The organism is Proteus mirabilis HI4320, assembly GCF_000069965.1.
Lineage (GTDB): Bacteria > Pseudomonadota > Gammaproteobacteria > Enterobacterales > Enterobacteriaceae > Proteus > Proteus mirabilis.
In genome coordinates, this window is the sequence record NC_010554.1 from 680,215 (window position 1) to 702,231 (window position 22,017).

Annotated in this window: 19 protein-coding genes; 8 read left to right on the forward strand and 11 right to left on the reverse strand. The window is 39.2% G+C overall.

What is annotated here, in order from left to right:
* The first annotated feature begins 112 nt into the window (after window positions 1-112).
* Together purB and PMI_RS03095 are read left to right on the forward strand one after the other, a co-directional pair.
* Window positions 113-1,480, forward strand: a complete 1,368-nt coding sequence (purB, locus tag PMI_RS03090) for an adenylosuccinate lyase (protein WP_012367683.1) — start codon at window positions 113-115, stop codon at window positions 1,478-1,480.
* Between the two features lie 70 nt (window positions 1,481-1,550).
* A complete protein-coding gene (locus PMI_RS03095; protein ID WP_004252118.1) occupies window positions 1,551-2,930 on the forward strand; it encodes an MmgE/PrpD family protein in 1,380 nt (459 codons plus the stop codon).
* A gap of 120 nt (window positions 2,931-3,050) precedes the next feature.
* Here PMI_RS03095 and PMI_RS03100 read toward each other — a convergent pair whose 3' ends face one another.
* Window positions 3,051-3,959, reverse strand: coding sequence for a LysR family transcriptional regulator (locus tag PMI_RS03100; RefSeq protein WP_012367684.1), 909 nt, complete (start codon window positions 3,957-3,959; stop codon window positions 3,051-3,053).
* A gap of 263 nt (window positions 3,960-4,222) precedes the next feature.
* Here PMI_RS03100 and dinG point away from each other — a divergent pair, with 263 nt between their 5' ends.
* Window positions 4,223-6,331: an ATP-dependent DNA helicase DinG gene (gene dinG, locus PMI_RS03105; RefSeq protein ID WP_004247579.1), complete on the forward strand. Its 2,109-nt coding sequence runs from the start codon at window positions 4,223-4,225 to the stop codon at window positions 6,329-6,331.
* A 60-nt stretch (window positions 6,332-6,391) separates the two neighbouring features.
* Here the strand turns inward: dinG and dps are convergent, their stop codons facing one another.
* Together dps and rhtA are read right to left on the reverse strand one after the other, a co-directional pair.
* Complete coding sequence (dps, locus tag PMI_RS03110; protein ID WP_004244496.1) at window positions 6,392-6,898, reverse strand: DNA starvation/stationary phase protection protein Dps; 507 nt, start codon at window positions 6,896-6,898, stop codon at window positions 6,392-6,394.
* A gap of 277 nt (window positions 6,899-7,175) precedes the next feature.
* Window positions 7,176-8,066: a threonine/homoserine exporter RhtA gene (rhtA, locus tag PMI_RS03115; RefSeq protein ID WP_004244497.1), complete on the reverse strand. Its 891-nt coding sequence runs from the start codon at window positions 8,064-8,066 to the stop codon at window positions 7,176-7,178.
* A gap of 348 nt (window positions 8,067-8,414) precedes the next feature.
* Here rhtA and PMI_RS03120 point away from each other — a divergent pair, with 348 nt between their 5' ends.
* Both PMI_RS03120 and PMI_RS03125 read left to right on the forward strand, forming a co-directional pair.
* A complete protein-coding gene (locus PMI_RS03120; RefSeq protein WP_004244498.1) occupies window positions 8,415-8,993 on the forward strand; it encodes an LOG family protein in 579 nt (192 codons plus the stop codon).
* Between the two features lie 9 nt (window positions 8,994-9,002).
* Window positions 9,003-9,467, forward strand: coding sequence for a GNAT family N-acetyltransferase (locus PMI_RS03125; protein ID WP_004244499.1), 465 nt, complete (start codon window positions 9,003-9,005; stop codon window positions 9,465-9,467).
* Between the two features lie 63 nt (window positions 9,468-9,530).
* Here PMI_RS03125 and PMI_RS03130 read toward each other — a convergent pair whose 3' ends face one another.
* From PMI_RS03130 to moeA, 3 genes are all read right to left on the reverse strand, one after another.
* On the reverse strand, window positions 9,531-11,231 hold the full coding sequence (locus PMI_RS03130; protein WP_004247580.1) for an amidohydrolase: 1,701 nt from the start codon (window positions 11,229-11,231) through the stop codon (window positions 9,531-9,533).
* A gap of 256 nt (window positions 11,232-11,487) precedes the next feature.
* Window positions 11,488-12,255: a molybdopterin-synthase adenylyltransferase MoeB gene (moeB, locus tag PMI_RS03135; protein ID WP_004244501.1), complete on the reverse strand. Its 768-nt coding sequence runs from the start codon at window positions 12,253-12,255 to the stop codon at window positions 11,488-11,490.
* Between the two features lie 5 nt (window positions 12,256-12,260).
* The gene (gene moeA / locus PMI_RS03140; RefSeq protein WP_012367686.1) at window positions 12,261-13,502 is read right to left on the reverse strand and encodes a molybdopterin molybdotransferase MoeA; all 1,242 of its coding nucleotides are present in this window, start codon (window positions 13,500-13,502) and stop codon (window positions 12,261-12,263) included.
* Window positions 13,503-13,717: 215 nt separating this feature from the next.
* Here moeA and PMI_RS03145 point away from each other — a divergent pair, with 215 nt between their 5' ends.
* From PMI_RS03145 to yeiB, 3 genes are all read left to right on the forward strand, one after another.
* Window positions 13,718-14,887 (forward strand): YbfB/YjiJ family MFS transporter, encoded by a 1,170-nt coding sequence (locus PMI_RS03145; RefSeq protein WP_004244503.1) that lies wholly within the window; start codon window positions 13,718-13,720, stop codon window positions 14,885-14,887.
* Between the two features lie 145 nt (window positions 14,888-15,032).
* A complete protein-coding gene (gene folE / locus PMI_RS03150) occupies window positions 15,033-15,695 on the forward strand; it encodes a GTP cyclohydrolase I FolE (protein ID WP_004244504.1) in 663 nt (220 codons plus the stop codon).
* Window positions 15,696-15,704: 9 nt separating this feature from the next.
* Window positions 15,705-16,856 (forward strand): DUF418 domain-containing protein YeiB, encoded by a 1,152-nt coding sequence (yeiB, locus tag PMI_RS03155; RefSeq protein ID WP_012367687.1) that lies wholly within the window; start codon window positions 15,705-15,707, stop codon window positions 16,854-16,856.
* Here yeiB and sanA read toward each other — a convergent pair.
* The 5 genes from sanA to PMI_RS03180 form a co-directional block, all read right to left on the reverse strand.
* Window positions 16,853-17,578 carry an outer membrane permeability protein SanA gene (sanA, locus tag PMI_RS03160; protein ID WP_004244506.1) on the reverse strand — a complete coding sequence of 242 codons (726 nt, stop codon included), beginning with the start codon at window positions 17,576-17,578 and terminating at the stop codon, window positions 16,853-16,855. The two genes, yeiB and sanA, sit on opposite strands and share 4 nt — an antisense overlap.
* Before the next feature lie 134 nt (window positions 17,579-17,712).
* Window positions 17,713-19,410: an NAD-dependent malic enzyme gene (locus PMI_RS03165; RefSeq protein ID WP_004244507.1), complete on the reverse strand. Its 1,698-nt coding sequence runs from the start codon at window positions 19,408-19,410 to the stop codon at window positions 17,713-17,715.
* Window positions 19,411-19,624: 214 nt separating this feature from the next.
* Window positions 19,625-20,509, reverse strand: coding sequence for a cytidine deaminase (gene cdd, locus PMI_RS03170; RefSeq protein WP_004247586.1), 885 nt, complete (start codon window positions 20,507-20,509; stop codon window positions 19,625-19,627).
* A gap of 223 nt (window positions 20,510-20,732) precedes the next feature.
* Window positions 20,733-21,434 (reverse strand): CidB/LrgB family autolysis modulator, encoded by a 702-nt coding sequence (locus tag PMI_RS03175; RefSeq protein WP_004247587.1) that lies wholly within the window; start codon window positions 21,432-21,434, stop codon window positions 20,733-20,735.
* Window positions 21,428-21,895 (reverse strand): CidA/LrgA family protein, encoded by a 468-nt coding sequence (locus PMI_RS03180; RefSeq protein WP_004247588.1) that lies wholly within the window; start codon window positions 21,893-21,895, stop codon window positions 21,428-21,430. The genes PMI_RS03175 and PMI_RS03180 overlap by 7 nt, the downstream gene beginning before the upstream one ends.
* Window positions 21,896-22,017 lie beyond the last annotated feature (122 nt).

Genomic DNA, 22,017 nt, shown 5'->3' on the forward strand with positions numbered 1-22,017 from the left:
AATTATCAAAGTGTTTTTATTAAAATTCTATTGCATAAATAAAGTAACAAGCTAACAACTCGTTTTATTTTAAAAACGATTTTTTATTATTCTTTTAACAGGGGAAATAATTATGGGAACTAGTGTGTTTGATTCTGTTTTATTAAAAAACTTATGGTCAACAGAAGAAATGAGAACTATTTTTTCTGACAAAACTAGAATGCAAAATTGGCTTGATTATGAAGCAGCATTAGCAATAGAACAAGCTGAGCTTGGTTTAATTCCTCAAAAGGCGGCGGAGGTTATTGTACAGAGTGCAAAACTTGAAAAATTAGATATGGATTATGTATTAGAACAAGTTCGTCTTACTCGACATCCATTAGTACCTACTATTCGAGGCTTAGAACATGCTTGTTCTGAACATTATGGAGAATATGTTCATTTTGGGCCGACAACACAAGATGTTATTGATACAGGCTTAGTGCTACAACTTAAAGCTGCTCATCAAACTTTTTTACGTGATATTAAAATATTAGGTCGTTCATTACTTTCTTTAAGTGAAAAACACCGCAATACACCTATGGTTGGACGCACTTTAGCGTTACAAGCGTTACCAATCACATTTGGGCATAAAACAGCAATTTGGTTGACAGAGTTAGCGCGTCATTATCAACGACTTAAAGAGGTGGAACCTCGTCTATTTGTTGGCAGTGTAGTCGGTGCTGTCGGGACTAAAGCTTCTTTAAGCGATAAAGCTGATGAATTAGAAAAACGCGTATTAAAACGCTTAGGATTAGATATACCGGAAATCTCATGGCAACCAGCACGTGATAGATTTAGTGAATATGGTATGTTAATTGGATTAATTAGTGGAACGTTAGGGAAAATAGCTAACGAGATCTTAATATTAGCACACAATGAAATTGATGAGCTTTCAGAGCCTTTTGGTAAAGGGCAAGTTGGCTCTTCAACTATGCCACATAAACGCAATCCAGCTATTGTTGAAAATGCCGCCTGTGTAAGTAATACCTTAAAAGCTAATCTTTCTGTATTAACGGATATGATGAAACATCAACATGAACGTGATGGTGCTATCTGGAAGATGGAGTGGAAGATTATGCCAGAAATGTGTCTGATGTTATCTGTTATCTTGGATAATATGAAAACAGTACTAGGTGGGCTAAATGTTCATGTTGAAAAAATGCGTCACAACATGGATATCTTAGGTGGGTTTATGTTAGCAGAACGTGTGATGTTTGCTCTGTCCGATAAAGCAGGCAAACAAACTGCTCACGAAATTGTGTATGAAGCGTCAATGTCTGGACAAGAAGAGGGGATTACTTTCGTAGAAGCTATTAATCGTGATACTCGTATTCGTGACCATATTTCACAAGAAGAGTTAAATGCTTTGCTAGATCCAACTACCTATGTTGGTAATGCTCCTGAGCAAGTTGATCGTGTAGTCGCTCAAACAAAAGCTTCCGGCTGGTTAAATGATTAATTGATGGAATGAAATCTCATAAAAAGCCAGTGATAACTGGCTTTGTTATTATCAGCATTGAGGTATTTATATGACATTGAGTCAGCATGTAGCTAATTTTATTACTACAACGACATTTTCACAGCTTCCAACGCAACTGATAGCTCGAGCCAAATTACATTTATTAGATACATTAGGTGTAGCACTTGCAGGGAGTACACAATCTAGCTCGAAACAAGGACGTCATGGGATTACTCTTTTACCCGATAGCCAAGGTAAGATCCCCATTTGGGGAAGTATGCAGACAGCTAATACCACTGCAGCAGCCTTAGCCAATGGTATTGCTGCACATGCATTAGATTTCGATGATACACATACTGATTCTATTACTCACGGTAGTGCTGTATTAACACCGATAGCTTTTGCGTTAGGGGAAACATTAAACGCCTCAAATGAAGAAATATTAACGGCTTGGGTTATTGGTTGGGAAGTTGCTGCACGGGTTGGTTTAGCGAGTCACAGTGGTTTCCATCAACGTGGATTTCATGCAACGGCGATTGCTGGGATCTTCGGTGCAACAGCATGTGCGGCTTCATTATTAAAACTTACGTCACAGCAGGCGGTAAATGCGTTAGGACTAACGGCAAGTCAAGCAGCGGGTATCGCTGAATATCTGACTAATAGCTCATCGGCAAAATGTTTTCATGCCGGATGGGCCGCTCAATCCGGTATTATTGCAGCCTCGTTAGCTAAAGGGGGAATGACTGGGCCTGAGACAATATTTGAAGGGCGATACAGTATTTATCATACTCATGGGATCAGTGAGCAAGCGATCCCTGAACAAGTTGCACAAGGATTAGGTGAACAATGGGAGTTTTTAAATGTTTCAATAAAACCTTATCCGGTTTGCCATTTTGCTCATGCTACTGTTGATTGTGGACGTCGTTTACTTAAAAGAGGGATCAGTGCGGAAGAAATTGAACAAGTAGAATGTGTGATTGATCCAGTTGCTGCTGCATTAATTTGTGAGCCACTCGAAACAAAATGGGCGCCAAAAACAGCTTATGGGGCAAAATTTAGCTTACCTTGGTTATTTGCTATTGGTTTTTTAGATAATGCGTTAACTTTATCATCGCTTTCAGCGGAAAACTTACAGCGTAACGATATCCAACTATTGGCGAAAAAAGTGAGCTATCGTTATCCATCAGAAAATGAAATTCCCTTTCCGAGCTATTTTCCTGGATTAATCTTTGTTAGATTGAAAAATGGGCAACAATTAACTGAAAGGATCGATATTCAGTATGGTAACCCTGAAAATCCGATGGTTGATACGGATGTAATAGCGAAGTTTTATGATAATGCCAAGTGTGTAATGAAAAAGACACAAGCTGATCAACTGATTGAAAATATAATGAATTTTGAAAATATACCTATTTCATTACTTACACAATTATTACGGGTAGAGGCATAACTCTTTTATCTGCATCCACAGGGACAAGATAATGAATCTGATACCTTTTGTTTAAATGAGTTGCACCTGATAAATGGCACTGACAATTTATTGTAGTGCCATTTTTGTTTCCTTAATGAGTTAGTGGTTTTGAAGGGTAATATCTGCGTGATTAATGACTTCATTCTGCTCATTTTTTAATGAATCAAATAGTATCTGAGCTGCTTTACTCGGGCTATTGGCATTAAGATAAAGGTTATAACGAATAGCAGGTAATGGCGGTAATCCCTCTTTTTCACCCAAAATACGTAAATCATCATCAGAAAGCTCGATAGAGCGTGCCATTATACCTAAACCAGCACGAACGGCCGCTCTGGCACCAGATAAGGTGGTGGCAATATAGGCAATGCGCCAGCGAATATTTTGTTGATCAAGGTGATTTATCATCATATCACGGTAAGTACTTGGTTCATCAAGAACCACTAAAGGTAACGGTTCGTCAAGATCAAATCTAAAATGTTTACCGCAATACCATAACGAAGGCGATACGCGTAAGACAATTTTAGGGTAACCGACATGCTCTTCTGTAGAAATGGCTAAATCGACCTCATTATTTTCCAACATTGACATTAAAAAAGGGCTACGTTTAACAATAATCTCCATAATTAAACGAGGATAAGCACCTGAAAAACGAGCAAGTAGATCGGGTAAGATTGTGTTTGCTGTATCATCGGGAGAGCCAATCTTTAATATTCCATCAATTTCTTCATGCAATAAAGATAAACATGCTTCATCATTAATGCGCAAAATCCGCCGAGCATAATTAAGCAGTTGAGTGCCTGCTTCGGTTAATGTTTTATTTCTCCCTTGTCGAGCAAAAAGCTCTTTACCTATTAATGACTCAAGGCGTTGCATTTGTTGGCTGACTGCAGATTGTGTTCGGCAAACTGATTCAGCGGCTGCGGCAAAGGTGGAACCATCGGCAACAGCAACAAAAGTTCTGAGTAGGTCTAACTCTAAATTAAAAATAGGGCGCTTTGCAGAAGTCATTTTATTATCTCTTAATTGGTGTTGTGGTGCGAAATAAAACGCAAGAGGTATTATTTTTATAAAGGTTAATAAAGTTCTTTTTAATTGGCATACCGCTCTCTTTCATACTATGAAGAGTTGGATCAATAATCTATAACACCGCTCAATAAATTCGTAGGGTTACGCAGTATTTGATGAAAAAGGCGAGTAAGTGCAGCTGACTACTGATTTTTATACAGTATTATGCGACAATAACGCTTATTTTAATGACAAATAGAGTAGTTATGTCCCTTTCTCAATCTGTAAAAATGCAAATCAGCCAATGGTATAAAGCATTACCTGAGCATATTGAAGGCTTTATTCCACGAGCGCCTCAGCGCGAAATGATTGCTGAAGTTGCGAAGACATTTTCTGATGAAACGGGGCGACATCTAATTATTGAAGCGCCTACCGGAGTAGGTAAAACACTCTCTTATCTTATTCCTGGTATTGCTATCAGTCGGGAAGAGAAAAAACCACTGATTATCAGTACGGCGAATGTGGCGCTACAAGATCAAATTTACAGCAAAGATCTGCCTTTACTAAAAAAAATTATTCCAGACCTGACTTTTACTGGGGCTTTTGGGCGAGGTCGTTATTTATGTCCCCGTAATTTAGAGGCAATTTGTGCAACAGAAGGTGAGCAAATTGATTTAATGTTCTTGCTGGAAGATAAAGTTGATGTCGCAACCAGTGCGGAAAGGGAGATTTGCCAAGAGTTAAAGCACGATTTTACCAGCTTTGGTTGGGATGGTTTGCGTGATCACCATAAACGAGCATTAACGGATAGTTTATGGCGCAAGATTAGCACAGATAAAATGAATTGCTTAGGTCGTAATTGCCAATACTATCATCGCTGTCCTTTTTTTCTGGCCCGTCGAGAAATAGACGAAGTTGATGTGGTTATCACCAATCATGCTCTTGTGATGGCTGCGATGGAAAGTGAATCGGTGTTACCTGATGCAAAAAATATTTTATTAGTATTGGATGAAGGGCATCATATTCCTGATGTTGCTAGAGATGCGCTTGAAGTTGAAGGGGAAATAACCTTATCGGCATTAAATATGCAACTTGATAATATGACTCGTCATGTCAGCCAATATTTAGCACAATTTATCCCAGTCAAACCACCCAAATTAGCCGATCCCATTCGTTTTGATGCTCATATTGCAAAAATGCGCGAAGCCTATCAAGACGTTGAACATTTTACCCGCGCGTTATTGCCTGAGCGCAGTGAAAATGATGAATATTTATTTCCATTAGGTCAATTACCTGAACAATTACTGTTATGTTGCCAAGACTTATTTAAGCTAACCGATGGTTTAAAAATGTTAGGTGAGTCGATTCTTAACGACTTAACTGAGCGAACAGCAAAAGAAGATGTTGTACGTTTACATCGCGCGATTTTAACCACTAGCCGAATGGTTGGTTATCTGGAAAATATGGCAAAACTATGGCGACTTGCGACATTAGAGCAGACATCAAAAGCACCCGTTTCGAAATGGCTTACTCGTCGTTATGATAAAAAGCAGTCACATCTCTATTTACATTGTGCTGGTATTCGCGTTAGTGAACAGTTAACACAATTATTATGGAAAAATATTCCTCATGTGGTGATCACTTCTGCCACACTACGTTCATTAAACAGTTTTTCGCGTATTCAAGAGCTTACAGGACTAAGCGAACACTTTGATGATCGTTTTATTACCTTGTCATCGCCTTTTACACATGAAAGGCAAGGGAAACTCGTTATCCCTAAAATGCGTTATGAACCGACAATGGCGAATGAAAAAGCGCATTTAAAAGAGATGGCACGCTATTTTCGTCAAGGAATGGTAGAAAACCACCATCGAGGGCAATTAGTATTATTTAGTAGTCAACGGGCGATGGAAGGTTTTTTAGAGGAAGTTAAAGATCTACGTTTGAGTCTCTTAGTCCAAGGAGATCAACCGCGCTATCGTTTAGTGGAGACACATTGTAAGCGTATTGATGCGGGCGATAATAGTGTGTTAATTGGGCTACAATCTTTTGCTGAAGGGTTAGATTTAAAAGGTGACTATTTAACGCAAGTACATATTCATAAAATTGCTTTTCCACCTGTTACTGATCCGGTCATTGTGACGGAAGGGGAATGGCTAAAATCACTGAAACGTTATCCTTTTGAAGTGCAAAGTTTACCAAGTGCATCATTTAATTTGATCCAGCAAGTTGGGCGTCTTATTCGTAGTCATCATTGTCATGGTGAAGTTGTTATTTATGATAGACGTTTATTAACGAAAAACTACGGCTCACGGCTATTAACCGCGCTACCTGTCTTTCCTATTTATCAGCCAGATATACCTAAAACAGAATAATAAAAAGGCTACCTATATTGGTAGCCCTTTTCAGTAAGAAGCATGTGATTAAGTAAGCAATTAGTTTTCAATATTTGCTTCAATAAACCATAAGAATTTATCTAGATCACGGGATGCTGCGGTAAACATATCAGCAGTATCTTCATCTTCAACTTCATCAATCGCTTTACGAATATCATTAGCGACTACCGCATAGCGATCAGCCAATGCTTTAAGGTGATCTTGCACATCATGAATATCGAGTGGATAGGCTTTTAAAGGTGTTTTTTTACTGACAGTTTGTGGTGTACCAAGGACTGTGCCACCTAATTGTACTAAACGCTCAGCAAACTCATCAGTATGTTCATTGATGGTATCACGGAAACCATCTACCATTTCGTGTACGGCAATAAAGTTTCTACCGCGCATATTCCAGTGTGCTTGTTTGGTAATGAGAGACAAATCGATAAACTGAGTCACCATTTGCTGCAGTAGTTCGATAGTATGCAGTTTAACACTGTCATCAACATTATTACGGGTATAAAGCAGGGCTGAAGGTGTGGATTTGACTAATTTAGCAGTACTCATAATCGTTCTCCCTAAATAATTAATAACTCAATATCTTAATTTCTGTTAATTATGATAGTGGATTATTAATGGTTAGTCTTATCGCTTGCTACTATTAAATTGATAGGGCATTACTAATAAAAATGTCATCTATCGAAATAGCCTATTTAGAATAAGACAATATGCTTAAAATAGCAATGTTAGGGAAGTAAAGTTATTATTTAATAAGTAAAAAGAGATCAACTGATCTCTTTTCATTTAATATTTTATTTATTAATAAGTTAAACTGTATAAATATTTATTCTACTTTTTCAATTTTGGTTTTTCTTTTCATGGTTGCAGTGGAACCAATCGACGCTAACACAATAAATGCCAACGCAACCCATTGTATTAACGTTAAATGTTCATGTAAGAAAATAATACCAATAAAAGCCCCCATACAAGGCTCTAAACTCATCAATGTCCCAAAGGTTTTTGCCGGTAAACGGGTAAGTGCAATCATTTCCAAAGTATAAGGAAAAGCGGTAGATAAAATCGCAATAGCTAATCCAATAGGTAATATAGACCAACTAAAAACTAGCTCAGGGCTACTTTGTAGCATACCAATAGGGAAAAAGATAAAGGCGGCAATAAGTGAGCCAATAGAAACTGTCGCTGCGCCATAGCCTTTTCCTGCACGTTGTCCGAAAACAATATACAGTGCCCAACCGACACCCGCACCTAATGCATATAAAATGCCTAGGGGATCGAGTCCGTGAATATTATCCCCAATCGGCAGTAATAACCCTAATCCAGCAATCACTAAGATTATCCATAAAAAATCGATTGCTCTGCGTGAAGAAAACATCGCTACCGCAAGCGGTCCCGTAAACTCAAGTGCTACTGCAATACCTAATGGAATAGTTTCAAGAGCCAAGTAGAATAAGTAGTTCATTGCCCCTAATGATAAACCATATAAAAATAGTGGCATTATGGCACTACGAGAAAAGCTTAGACGCCATGGTTTAAAAATAAAAAACAGGATCAGAGTACCTAGAAAAAGGCGTAATGCTGTGACTGCGGGGGCGCCAATAACAGGAAACAGGCTTTTTGCCAATGATGCGCCACTTTGTATTGATAGCATAGAAAGAAGCAAAAGAAGCACAGGGTAGAACACCTGTAATTTAGCTGAGTGTCTGGCTGACAACATCCTGAAAAACCTCGTCAAAAGTAAAGCGTTGAGTACTCTGTTATCCTATATAACAAAGGATCACATAATATAAAGTAAATTTGTGATTTTTAATATAGTTATTTATTAATTATTTATTAATAACACAACTTAAATTATTTTAGTTTAGGGATAGTTTAATAATATTAAAATATATTTGGAAAATACAGTAAGGATGAATAAAAACAATCAAATTAAATGTGTATTATTAATAAAACAAACAGAGAGATATATTATAAAAGCGATAAAATAATTTTTTTTGACCTTTTTTATAACTGAGGGGTTCAGTATAATTTTTCACTCGTTTTAACTAGCTAAAGAGAATTAAAAATGAATAAAATAAAGTCTATTGCCGTGTATTGTGGTTCAAGTTTAGGCGCTTCACCAATTTATAAACAACAAGCGATTCTTTTTGCTAAAGAGCTGGTTAAACGTAATATCACTTTAGTTTATGGTGGTGCCAGTGTAGGAATTATGGGCACGCTCGCGGATACCGTTTTACAGGAAGGGGGTAAAGTTATTGGTGTGATCCCAACGCTATTAGAAGGGCGTGAAATCTCACATAAAAATCTGACAGAACTCCATGTCGTTGAAACTATGCACCAACGTAAAAGTAAAATGATTGAACTCGCGGACGGCTTTGTGGCACTGCCGGGGGGTTTTGGCACATTAGAAGAGTTCAGTGAAGTGTTTACTTGGAGCCAAATAGGCCTTCATCAAAAGCCATTAGGTATATTTAATATTAATGATTTTTATCAGCCATTACTGGCTATGATAGATAAAATGGTAGATGAAAAATTCTTACATGAAAAATATCGTCATATGGCGATTGTTGAGCAATCACCTATCCAGTTATTAGATAAATTTGAAAGTTATATTGCCCCTTCGATTAAAACCTACGATAAATAAAGGTAGAGCATGATAACCATAAGAAAAGCTGTACTTTCTGATGTTGAGCAGATTAATACCCTGTATGGCTATTTATTTGCTGAGATGGCGAAATTACAGCCAGAAAGATTAAAACCGGGTAAACAAGATGAAGCATTTATTATTAATGGCATTAAAAATGATAAATTTCATCTGTTAGTGGCTGAGTTAGAACAGAAAATTGTCGGTTTTACTATTGCCCAAATACAAGAGACACCGCTATTTAACTGTTTAGTACAGCGTAAATATGCCTATATTTTTGATATTGTTGTTGACCCTTCTGTTCGTGGACAAGGGGCAGGGGCATTGTTGCTAAATGCCATGAAGGCGTGGGCTAAACAACAAAAAATGACCCACCTAGAGCTTTCAGTATTGGCTGAAAATGCCGATGCTAAACGTTTTTATCAGCGAGAAGGGTTAAAAGAAGTCAGTACCGTGATGGGTATTGCTTTGTAATTTTCGCTTAATCATGGCAAAAATAAACCCGCTGAGTGCGGGTTTATTAATTATGTTATTCAGCTAAATTGTGGGTTTCCCCGCAATTATCGTACACAATACCCTGACATTTTCAATATCTTCTGCCGATATTTCAAACAAGTTTCTATCTAAGACAATAAAATCGGCGAATTTCCCTACTTCTAATGAACCAATCTGTTTATCCATATCTAGTGCATAAGCGGCATTAATGGTGGCGGCTCGTAATACTTCGATTAAGGTGAGATTGCGATCATTATCTAAACGTGGCTGAGAGGGATCTTTTTGTCGAGTCATGGCAACTTTAAAGTCATACCACTCATTTAATGGATCAATCGGCCAATCACTGCCAAATGCGACAGTCACTCCCGCATCAATAAATTTACCGGCGGTTTCTAGATATTGGCAACGTGCTTTGCCTAACATTTCAAGATCTTTATCAATATTATGTTGCTCTACGCCAGCCCATTGAAAGGAGAGAAAAGGGTAGGTATTTAATTGGGCAAAGCGCGCATAATCTTTTTCACACATTAATTCGTTATGCGCAAGGCCGGGGCGAATATCTTTTTCTGGCAAGGCTTTGCGCATTTCACTAATGGCGTCAAGTGCGACACTAATAGCCCCTTCAGCGACGGTATGAATATGAGGATGATAACCTGCACGGCTAATCTCAGTGACTAATGGCGTCAAGATTTCAGGTGAAAAATAGAGATCGCCAACATGCTCTGAATCTTGCCAATGAGGCGTTTCATCCGTACCGACATTAATACGATAAGGAGCGTGTAAACGTGCTGTCATAATCGGCGCTTGTAATACACCATCAAGAAAAAGCTTAATATGGCGAATAGCGACACTGGGTTGCGCGCCTTGACTGATTTGATGCCAGTGAGAGAATCGTGTTATTGCTTGTTGTACAGCATGAGGAATAGCTGCAATATCAGCCACATCATCAGGGGTAATTTCAACCGCATTCTCAACACGAACCGTTAATTCACCCGCTTCTCGCAAGGTATTAAAGGCACGTAATTGTGGCTCACCAACACGTGCATCCATGATAGTCGTTACCCCTTGTTGATTGAGCAACTTTTGTACATGGCGTGCGATTTGTAGATTTTGCTCTGCCGTTAAAGGCGGTAGGCTATCAATAGCCTGCATAGCTGGCGCATCTTCAAGAATACCAATAGGTGTTCTATCACCATCACGTTCAATATTGCCATCAGGTGGATCGGGGGTTTCAGCCGTAATATTTAATAATTCTAGTGCGCGGGAATTTGCTAATACGCTATGACAATCACTAGAAAAAAGTAAGATAGGGCGAGACGTATTTAAGCTATCAAGGTGATAACGCGTCATTTGTATCCCTTCCGGTTGCATCCCTTCACGATACCATGCTGACACTTTCAACCAAGCTGTATCACTATCGATGGGATCAGCATCAAGATAGCGTTGGATACGCGATAGAATTTCATCGATTGTTAAGGAGAGGTAATCAAGGTGACAACCTGCTAATGTGGCTCCCCCCCAAAATGGATGCATATGAGCATCAATAATGCCGGGCATCACCATTTTCTTCTGTAAATCGATATGCTGTGTTTTTTCATTACAGTAAGCAAGTAAATTCGATTTTGTGCCTGTTGCAATAATAATGCCTTGGGAAACAGCGATAGCTTCGACGAAATTGTTACTATTATCAGCGGTATAGATTAGGCCGTTATAATAGAGTGTGTCTGCAATTTGAAATGTCATTCTTCTACCTTGTATAGCTTTTTTGGCGATGATGGCTAATTTTCGGTACTGATTGGGCATCCTATGAAGTTTTGATGCGGGCGGTCATATTAGAATTAAATGACGCTCAATACTACCTGCGTGTTACATTGATTTAACTAACTGTTTTATCAACGGGCGAAAATAATAGGATAAACCGTATAGAATACCACTATATGGAAGAGAATAAGGTAAGCAGAACCGATAGCTACTTACCCTATTAAAATATTAGAAGGGGTCAATTATCGGGCAAATTAGCCGCACATACATCACAGTGTGGATTTTTAGGTAGCTTAAATTCACGAAATTGCATCCGCATAGCGTCAAAAATTAATACTTTGCCATGTAAAGTTTCGCCATAACCAGTGAGTAATTTGATGGCTTCAATGGCCTGTAAAGTGCCAATAGTACCCACAACAGGGGCCATAATACCCGCTTCAACACAAGTGAGTGCATTATCACCAAAAAGATGACTTAAACAGCGATAGCAAGGTTCATCATCTTGATAGGTAAAGACGCTAATTTGGCCTTCCATACGAATTGCTGCACCAGATACTAAGGGTTTTTTCTGCACAAAACACAGTCGATTTAGTTGTTCGCGGATAGTGACATTATCTGTGCAATCCATTACCAGATGATGTTGGCTGATTAATTCAGCCAGTGCTTTATCTTCAAGTAGTGCATCAACCGTATCTATCTGTACATGGGGATTAATCGCGTTTAATGTTGTTTTAGCTGATAAAACTTTCGGCTGACCAATGGTGCTATCGCGATGCAGGATCTGGCGTTGAAGATTGGACAGTGAAACGGTATCAAAATCTAATAGTGTCAGTTTGCCAACACCTGCGGCAGTGAGATATTGCGATACACTACAGCCTAATCCCCCAACACCGACAATCAATACAGAAGCACTTTTCAGTGCTTCTTGACCGTCAAAATCAAAGCCTCTTAACACAATTTGGCGATTATAACGCAGCGTTTCTTCATCGGTTAATTCTATACTCATAAACACTATTCGCTTTTTAGCAGAGGATTAAATAGCTCAATAGTGACGGTTTCACCCGCTACAACTTTACCACGCTCTCGCTCTAAGACGATAAAACAGTTTGCAACACTAAAGGAGCTATATACGTGAGAGCCTTGATGTCCCGACGTTGTTACTTGCCATTCACCATTTTCATTAATACTGGCGATACCGCGTTGGAAATCCAGACGACCGGCAGATTTTTTTAATGGTGAACAGGTTTTAGCATGGAAACGCTGTGGTGCTCGCCACTGACTAAAACCAGATAAACGGGCAATTAAAGGCTGTACTAATTGGTAGAATGTCACTGTTGCTGAGACAGGATTACCCGGTAATCCGCAGAACCAAGCATTATGTAAGCGACCAAAAGCAAAAGGTTTACCTGGCTTAATGGCTAATTTCCAAAAACCAATTTCGCCTATTTCATCTAAAATTTGTTTAGTATAGTCCGCTTCACCCACAGAAACTCCGCCACTGCTAATCACTAAATCCGCTTGTGCATCAGCGGTTTTAAAAGTTTCTCGCAGTTTTTCTGGCGAATCTGGAATAACGCCTAAATCAAGCACATCACAATCTAATTTTTCCAACATTAAGCGTACGGCAAAGCGGTTAGTATCATAGATTTGCCCCGCTTTTAATGGTTGGCCAATAGTTTGCAACTCATCACCCGTTGAAAATACGGCCACTTTTAATTTGCGGTAAACATTAATATTGGCAATACCGAGTGAAGCAATAAGAGGTAACTGTGCTGTAGAAAGTTTTGTTCCTGCGGCTAAGACGATATCGTTTTGTTTTATATCCTCACCAATACGACGAATATTTTGTCCAAGCTTGGCCGGATGTGGAAAAAGAATACCGTTGTCAGTCACTTGTGTTTCTTCTTGCATAATAACGGTATCGACACCTGCGGGTATCATGGCTCCGGTCATGATACGAACACATTGTCCTTGTGGTAATTCACCTTCAAAAGGGACTCCAGCAAACGCTTTGCCTGCAATAGGTAAAGGAGATTGAGTGTTTAGATCCGTATAACGTACACCGTAACCATCCATGGCAGAATTATCGAAAGGAGGTACATTGAGTGGTGAAGTGATGTGCTCACTTAAGATATAACCTGCTGCCTTATGCAAAGGGATACTAAGGGTATCTGTGATTGCCACCGGTTTTTCAAGTAATTTTTCTAGCGCCTCATCAAGGGATAACAAACCGCTAACCTGACATTGACTCATTGTATACTCCAAAATCTATCGAAATGTGCTGTTTTATTTCATGATACTAATCTATCACGATGAAGCACATCATGTTAGCGATCATCTCATCAGCAAAAAAAGAAAATATTACTCAACACAAAATGTTAACTATTTAAAACAAAACTGTTAGTTAATGTGTTAATAATATTGTTGTATTTTAAATGTAATAAATAACATCAATACAATGGAGCCTTATGAATACCTCAACCCACCCAAGCCATTCAGCACAAGCCTTTCATATCGCTTTTAGTGGTTTCCTTGCTTTAGTTGTTGCTATGGGGATAGGGCGTTTTACTTTTACGCCTCAAGTACCGCTAATGATTGCGGACACACAACTGACATTAACCAGTGCCAGTATTGTTGCTGCATTTAATTATCTAGGATATTTAGCTGGTTCATATGATGCGATGAAAGCAACTAAAGGTGTGGGCTATCGGCTTTGGGGGGGATTATGGGGAGCGGTGATCATTACACTGCTTAGTGCGGTACTTAATGATGCTTTAACTCATAGTATTGCCCGTTTTTTTATTGGTTGGGCAAGCGGTTGGACATTAGTGCTTGTTGCTTCGTGGGCAAATGAAGTATTAGCCCGTTTAAATCGCCCGGCATTAAGTGTGGCAGTCTATGCAGGAACAGGGGCGGGGATCTTTATTAGTGGCCTTCTTGCGGTATTCATTCTCAAGTGGCAGATGAGTGCGACAACAGGTTGGTTGATTTACGGTGTGTTGGCATTTATTTGTGCAATTTATGTGAGCTATCATTTACCCAAGCCTTGGTCAATTAATCGTGAGCAAGTCAAAGTAGAGCCACTTATCTTAACGCCGGCGATGAAAAAATTGATTTGGGGTTATACCTTTGCGGGCTTTGGTTATATTTTACCTGCGACCTTTTTATCTCAAATGGCGACAGAACGTTTTCCCGGTAGCTTAGTAGCTCAATTTGTCTGGCCTATTTTTGGTGCTTCCGCAGCTTTATGTATTGGGATCGCGATACTGACACGTAATGTCCTTAATACACAATTACGATTGGCGATAACACTATGGTTGCAAGCACTGGGGATCATCATTGCCGAATGGCTACCCACAATTACAGGTCTTGCTATTGGCGCATTTTTAGTGGGGGGAGGGTTAATGTGTGCGGTGCAATTGGCATTTTTACGTGGTAAAGAGTTGGCACCTGATCATGCTCGTTATATGGCAGGATTATTAACAACATTTTATGCTATTGGACAGCTAGTTGGGCCTCTGGTTTCCTTCCTTTCAACGGCGTTAACGGGAAGACTAGAGCCGGCATTATATGTCGCCTTTGTGATATTGATCATCGGCGGTATTTTGGTTTGTATGAAAGAAAACAATAAAGGGTAAAACAATAAAAAATGACAAAAAAGCAATAATTTCATAACCAAAAATGCAGTATTGCTGGATAATGTGATTCAGCTCATCTAAAGTGTAACGGTTATCGTTGAATTAGGTAACAGAGACTTAATTAATGTGTTTATCGGAGAGTCCAATGTCATCAACATTAAGTAAAGAGGCGCAATGGGTACATGCCGCGTTAGTGGAGCGTGGTTTGGAAACGCCTCTTCGTGAGCCAAAACTTTCACCCAGTGAGAGTAAACAACAAATTAAACATCACATGACGGAAGTGATGAAATTGTTAAACCTAGATTTGAGTGATGACAGTTTAGCGGAAACGCCACATCGCATTGCGAAAATGTATGTTGATGAAATTTTTTCAGGCTTGGATTATCACAACTTTCCTAAAATCACCCTGATTGAAAATAAAATGCAGGTTGATGAAATGGTCACTGTTCGTGACATCACATTAACCAGTACTTGTGAGCACCATTTTGTCACTATTGATGGTAAAGCAACGGTTGCTTATATTCCTAAAGATAAAGTGATTGGTTTATCAAAAATTAACCGTATTGTGCAGTTCTTCGCACAACGCCCTCAAGTGCAAGAGCGTTTAACGCAACAAATATTGATTGCCTTACAAACGCTATTGGGGACGAAAAACGTTGCTGTCTCTATTGATGCCGTTCACTATTGTGTAAAAGCAAGAGGCATTCGTGATGCAACCAGTGCAACCACCACAACTTCATTAGGTGGACTATTTAAATCTAGCCAAAATACTCGCCAAGAGTTTTTGCGTGCTGTACGCCATCTTTGAGATGAATAAATGGAACAAAGTTCACGTCAACGCATCGACGCTTTAGATGCGTTGAGAGGAATAGCGATCCTTGGCATCTTATTACTCAATATCTCAGGTTTTGCCTTATTAAGAGTTGCCTCATTTAATCCTATGCATTCAGGAGAGGCGACTTTTGTGGACAAACTTACTTGGATGGGGCTAAATTTATTTACCCAAGGAAAGTTTCTGTTTATTTTTGCGCTGTTATTTGGCGGAACACTTTATTTATTATCACAGCGCTCTGTTGCTTGGAACGTCTCTCGCCTAATTATTCTGGCATTAATCGGTATTATTCATACCCTATTACTATGGGAAGGGGATATCTTATTTCCTTATAGTATTTGCGGATTATTTGTTCTCTTTTTTATTAAAGCATTACCTATTAAGCGGCAATTTATCCTTGGGCTGCTGCTCTATTTATTTGGCGCGATTATTTTAGCTTTTTTATTTTATTACTATCGTGATTTTGTTGAAATAGTTTGGTATAGCTCTGACTATTCCGCCATGATAGAGACTAATTGGAAAACCGGAAACTATATAAATAGTATCTACTGGCGATTAGATGAACTGAGTGATTTTATTTTTAATTTAGTTCGTCAATATAGTTGGTTTTTAATTGGCGCCATGTTAATGGGGGCGGCGTTAATGGCATCCGGTTGGTTACAACGACGCTATTCACAGTCTCATTATGGTTTGATAGCGGTTTGTTTTTTAGTCATAAGTTTACTTTTCCAAGGGACGCTTGTAATTACCGATTATTATTTAGATTGGCATTATATGTGGTCTGCGGTAGTGGCTCAGCCTATCACCATGGTGATCCAAATTATTCAAAGCTTAGGTTATATTGCTTTACTCTATTGGGCATGGCCTTATATTCAACACAGTTTTATCGCCTATGCTTTACGTTGTGTGGGAAAAATGGCGCTTACCACCTATTTACTACAGAGTATTATTGGCACGACGCTTTTCCAGCGGATGGGGTTATTTAACCAATTTACCTTATTGCAGCTTATGCTATTTGTGATGGCTATTTGGGTGATAAATATTATCTTTGCCGTAACGTGGTTACGCTATTTTTCTCAAGGGCCAATCGAGTGGCTGTGGCGCCACTCGTCAACAGGGTTATCAAAACGCTTTTAACTGTTTTTGCCATTGTTTAATGGCAAAGCTTCTACCTCTTGTGGTGAAACCGCCGGATAGCCCTTAATATCATCAGGAATATTTTGTACAGCAGGTATGGCTTCTGGTGGACCTAGAAAACGCGGTTCACGTTTTAATATATAGAGATCGACAACCGCACCTGCTCTGGCTAAAACTTCACGTACACGCACCTTAAACATACTCTTCGGCGAAGCAACAGCAAAACACTGAGCATCAATGCCTTTTTCAAGGGCAATAAATACGGCTCGTTCGCAATGGAAACGCTGAGTGATAATAGTAAAGCCATCTGTCCCAAACACTTCTTTTGTGCGTACTACCGAATCTAAAGTTCTAAATCCAGCAAAATCCATAACGATACGCGATGCCGGTATGCCTGCTTTAATTAAATCTTTACGCATCGTATTGGGTTCATTATAGCTATGCTGTGCATTATCTCCACTGAGTAACAGATATTGCACTTTGCCGCTGTTATAGGCGTTAACAGCACCTTGAATACGATATTGATAAAATTGGTTAAGATAGCCTGTGGTGTAATATTTAGCAGTACCTAATACCATGCCTACTTTTTTGGCGGGTAGTTTATCTATATCTTCAAATATATAGGGGCTAGTTTTTACACCTATCCAGCGATCACAAGCAATTAATGCCACCGCAACTAAGATAAAAAGGGTCAAAAAGAGATAAATGAGGCGCTTTAGCATATCCTTGCCTTAATGACTCAGGGTTTTCTAATAGGTTAAAGGCTACTTGAGCACTAATTGGGAAGCAAGAAAAAAGCGCGCTATTAGTGATAATAGTGCGCTTTTCAGAATGAAACCTAATGATTTTAACTCAATTAGAATGACGTTCTCTTGTAAATACGGTATTCAGGCTCCCAATAGTTACGTTCAATCGCTTCTTCTAAAGCAGAATCAGACGTGACCGTTGCAACACCTTGCACCTGTGCTTCTTTGGCAACTTGTTTAGCAATATAACGTGAAACTTGTTGAATATCGGCTAATAAAGGTAATAGTGGGCCATCGCCTTCTTTTGCCATAGGCGAGCAATCGGCTAACGCACGGCTTGCAACCATTAACATGGCATCAGTAACACGCTTTGCACCACTTGCAATAACGCCAAGGCCAATACCTGGGAAGATGTATGAGTTATTGCATTGTGCAATAGGATACACTTTTTCTTTATAGGTGACTGGGGCAAATGGACTTCCTGTAGCAACAAGAGCTTGTCCATCAGTCCAATTAATAATATCTTCAGGACGCGCTTCAACACGAGACGTTGGGTTCGAAAGAGGCATCACGGTAGGACGTTCACAATGCTTATGCATTTCACGAATAATCTCTTCAGTGAAAAGTCCTGCTTGACCAGAAACGCCAATCAGAATGGTTGGCTTAGCATTTTTAACCACTTCTAACAGTGAAATTGCATCCGTTTCTGTTTGCCAATCGGCCAGCGTTTCGCTTTTTTGAATAAGCTTGCTTTGGAAATCGAGTAAGTTTGGCAGTTTATCCGTTAACAAACCAAAACGGTCAACCATAAAGATACGTGCACGAGCTTGTTCGTCGCTTAGTCCTTCAGACTTCATTTGTGCAATAATTTGCTCTGCAATACCACAACCGGCTGAGCCTGCACCTAAGAAAGCGACAGTTTGATCTTTTAATTGACGCCCCGCAGCACGACTTGCCGCAATTAGACTACCTAATGTCACAGCGGCAGTACCTTGAATATCATCATTAAAGCAACATAATTCATCACGATAACGATTTAATAACGGCATGGCATTTTTTTGTGCAAAATCTTCAAATTGCAGCAGTACATTTGGCCAACGACGTTTAACGGCTTGAATAAATTCATCGACAAATTCGTTATATTCATCTCCGGTAATACGTGGGTGGCGCCAGCCCATATAAAGTGGGTCATTTAAACGTTGTGGATTATTGGTGCCAACATCCAGTACAACGGGTAAGGTATAAGCGGGGCTTATTCCACCACAAGCGGTATATAAAGAGAGTTTACCAATAGGAATACCCATACCACCGATACCTTGGTCACCTAAACCAAGGATACGCTCACCATCTGTGACCACAATCACTTTTACGTTTTGTTTGGTGGCGTTTTGTAGCATATCATCAATATTGGCGCGGTTAGGGTAAGAGATAAAAAGTCCACGCGCACGGCGGTAAATATCAGAGAAGTGCTCACAAGCTTCACCTACTGTGGGGGTATAAATGATGGGCATCATTTCAGTAAGGTGAGATTCCAACAGACGATAAAATAGCGTTTCATTGGTATCTTGGATATTTCTTAAATAGATGTGTTTATCGTTATCATTTTTAAAATCAAGATATTGACGGTAAGCGCGTTCCACCTGCTCTTCAATGGTTTCTACTGCCTCAGGCAGTAAACCATGAAGGTTAAAGGTGCTGCGCTCTTCTTCGCTAAAAGCACTACCTTTATTTAACAGGGGAAATTCAAGCAGGATTGGGCCTGCATACGGGATATAGAGAGGACGTTTACTTTCGTGTTCCAGTTCCATGAAAAATACTCTTGTAAGGCAGTTAGTCACATGACAAGTGTAGATCCTACAAAATAATAAAAATATGTACAGCTTATGTTATTTTTTTATGATTTTTCTGCTTAGAAATGAGAGATAGATACAATTGTTATGACTTTTTCTGATAAGCATCAGCAAAAATTTACATGCTGATGCTTTTTTATGAGGACAATTTAACGGTATAAGTTAAAAAATGTTACAAAGTGACACGCTGTATTTGGCGGCAACCTAAAGCTGTTAATGTTGCTTGTGTGGCATCCCACTGAGTTAATAGGCTGTCTGCTTTTTCAATTAATATTGCAGACTCAATATCCATAACATTTTCACCCGCCATATTTAATGCAATAAGTGCCGCTTGTAATGGTGGCATACTAGGATTGAATGCGGCATTTTCAGCATAACTGCCTTGAAAGATCTTACCGCTTTTCATCTGTACAGCAATACCACTGTGAGAATGGCTGTAAGGGGCATGACTACGATTTATTGCTTGTAGTGCCTGTTGTGCCAGTTGGCTAGTGTTATCTATTTGATAACCGTGATTAACTTTATCCATCAGTAGGGTAGTGATATTGAGATCTTTAGGGCCAAAGCTATCAGGTAAGTAGTCACCTAAGGTTGCCACTTTTCGGCCTGGGAGATGGATTGCAATATGAGTGCCGCTATTTAGTTCGTTCATAAACTGACGACAATGACCACAAGGGGTATAGTTAACTGTGATGGCAACTAAACGAGACTCACCGCGTAACCAAGCATGTGTAACCGCACTTTGCTCTGCGTGTACCGTTTGTTGTAATGGGGCGCCAGCAAACTCCATATTTGCCCCAAAATAGAAGTGACCGCTTTCACCACGAGCAATGGCACCCACATTAAAATGAGAGATAGGTGTCACAGCACAAGCGGCTGCAACAGGCAGTAATGCGAGGGCTAACTCATCATCATTACATTGTAACTGTGTTTTTAACGCATTAACTTGTTCTGCAGTGAACATTGCCGGAAATTCATCCTGCTCAAGATAAGGCGTAAGTGCTTGTTGTAATTGAGGGGATAAATCTGACCAAATTGCCTGAAAACGAGTATGCATATAGGTGTCTCCCATTAATCTTCTGCTATTGTAAGATTTTAGGCATCTTTACCTATTCTTATATGTGATTAAAATCATATTTTCAATGAAACTATTGCAACTGAATGATTAATTGGGAGATACATCTCAAATTTATAGTAAATTGATTTTAGCATTAGCATAAAAAACCTTCGCTCTGAACGAAGGTTTTTTATGTGTTCTATTGATTTAGCTAATTAGCTAATTAGCTAAAAAGGTGCAAAATAAAAGGAAAAATAAAAGGTGCGGTAAGTGAAGTAATAATACCGCAAGTCATTAATGCTAATGAACTATATGCCCCTTCAATATAATCGATTTCAGCCGCTCTTGCGGTACCCACTGCGTGAGAGACGGTTCCCATCGCTAAACCACGAGAAGCGTGAGTTGGAATACGTAATATTTTAAATAGCGTATGACCAAAAATGGCACCTAAAATACCTACTGCAATAACACATGCAGCACTGATTGCAGGAATACCACCTATGGAATCCGCAACAGCCATTGCGATAGGGGTTGTTACCGATTTAGGCAAAATGGAGGCGGCAATTTCAGGAGTAGCGCCAGCCCATAATGCAATCGCTGTACCACTAGCCATGGCGGCGATACTACCAATAAAGCAGATACTAATTAACGATTTCCATTGTGCGCGTATTTGGTGTAATTGTTGATATAAAGGAATAGCTAAAGCAACAACAGCTGGTTGCAACAAGTCGTTAAGGATACGACTTCCGGCAAAATAATCCTCATAAGCGGTGTGTGTCACTAATAAAATAGGAATAATAACAACAATAGCAATCAATAACGGATTTAAAATAGGCCATTTAAATCGAGCCGCCAGTTTACGTGCTAAGTAGAAAATAATAAGTGTTAGCGGTAATGACCACCAAATATTCATTAATATTAACATTTTTTCTTCTCACTTAACGCTCTGTCGTCGTCTTGTTGTTCTGCTAATTCTACATCCTCTACTTTATCGGGTTTAGCACCGATAATAGGACGTTCACGATGCACGTAATGTGAGCAGTAAGCAACTAGCGCCATCACCGCAAAGGTACTGACAACACAGGCCAGAACAATAGGAAAGAGTTGTTGGCTTAATAAATTATAATAGTTCATTACACCCACCCCGATAGGAATAAAGAGCAATGACATATTTTTCAGTAAAATATTACCACCGGGTTTTACCCAACGTAATGGAATAAGCTGGAAGGCAAGTAAACCAAATAGAATAAGTAGTCCAACAATACTGCCTGGCACCGCGAAAGGTAATAAGGCTGAAATAAGATTACCGGCAAAAAGACAAAGATAAAGTATAAAAAATGATCGTATATAGTGCCAGATTGTGATCTGCACCCGCTTAGATTTCATAGATATGTGTCCTAAATCAACTGACGTATTTATCATACACCAATTTTCAAAGTGTGCTATGGATCACAATAAAAAAAGAGCGGGGCTCTTTATAGAACCCCGCTTTGTATTTGCATTTTGAA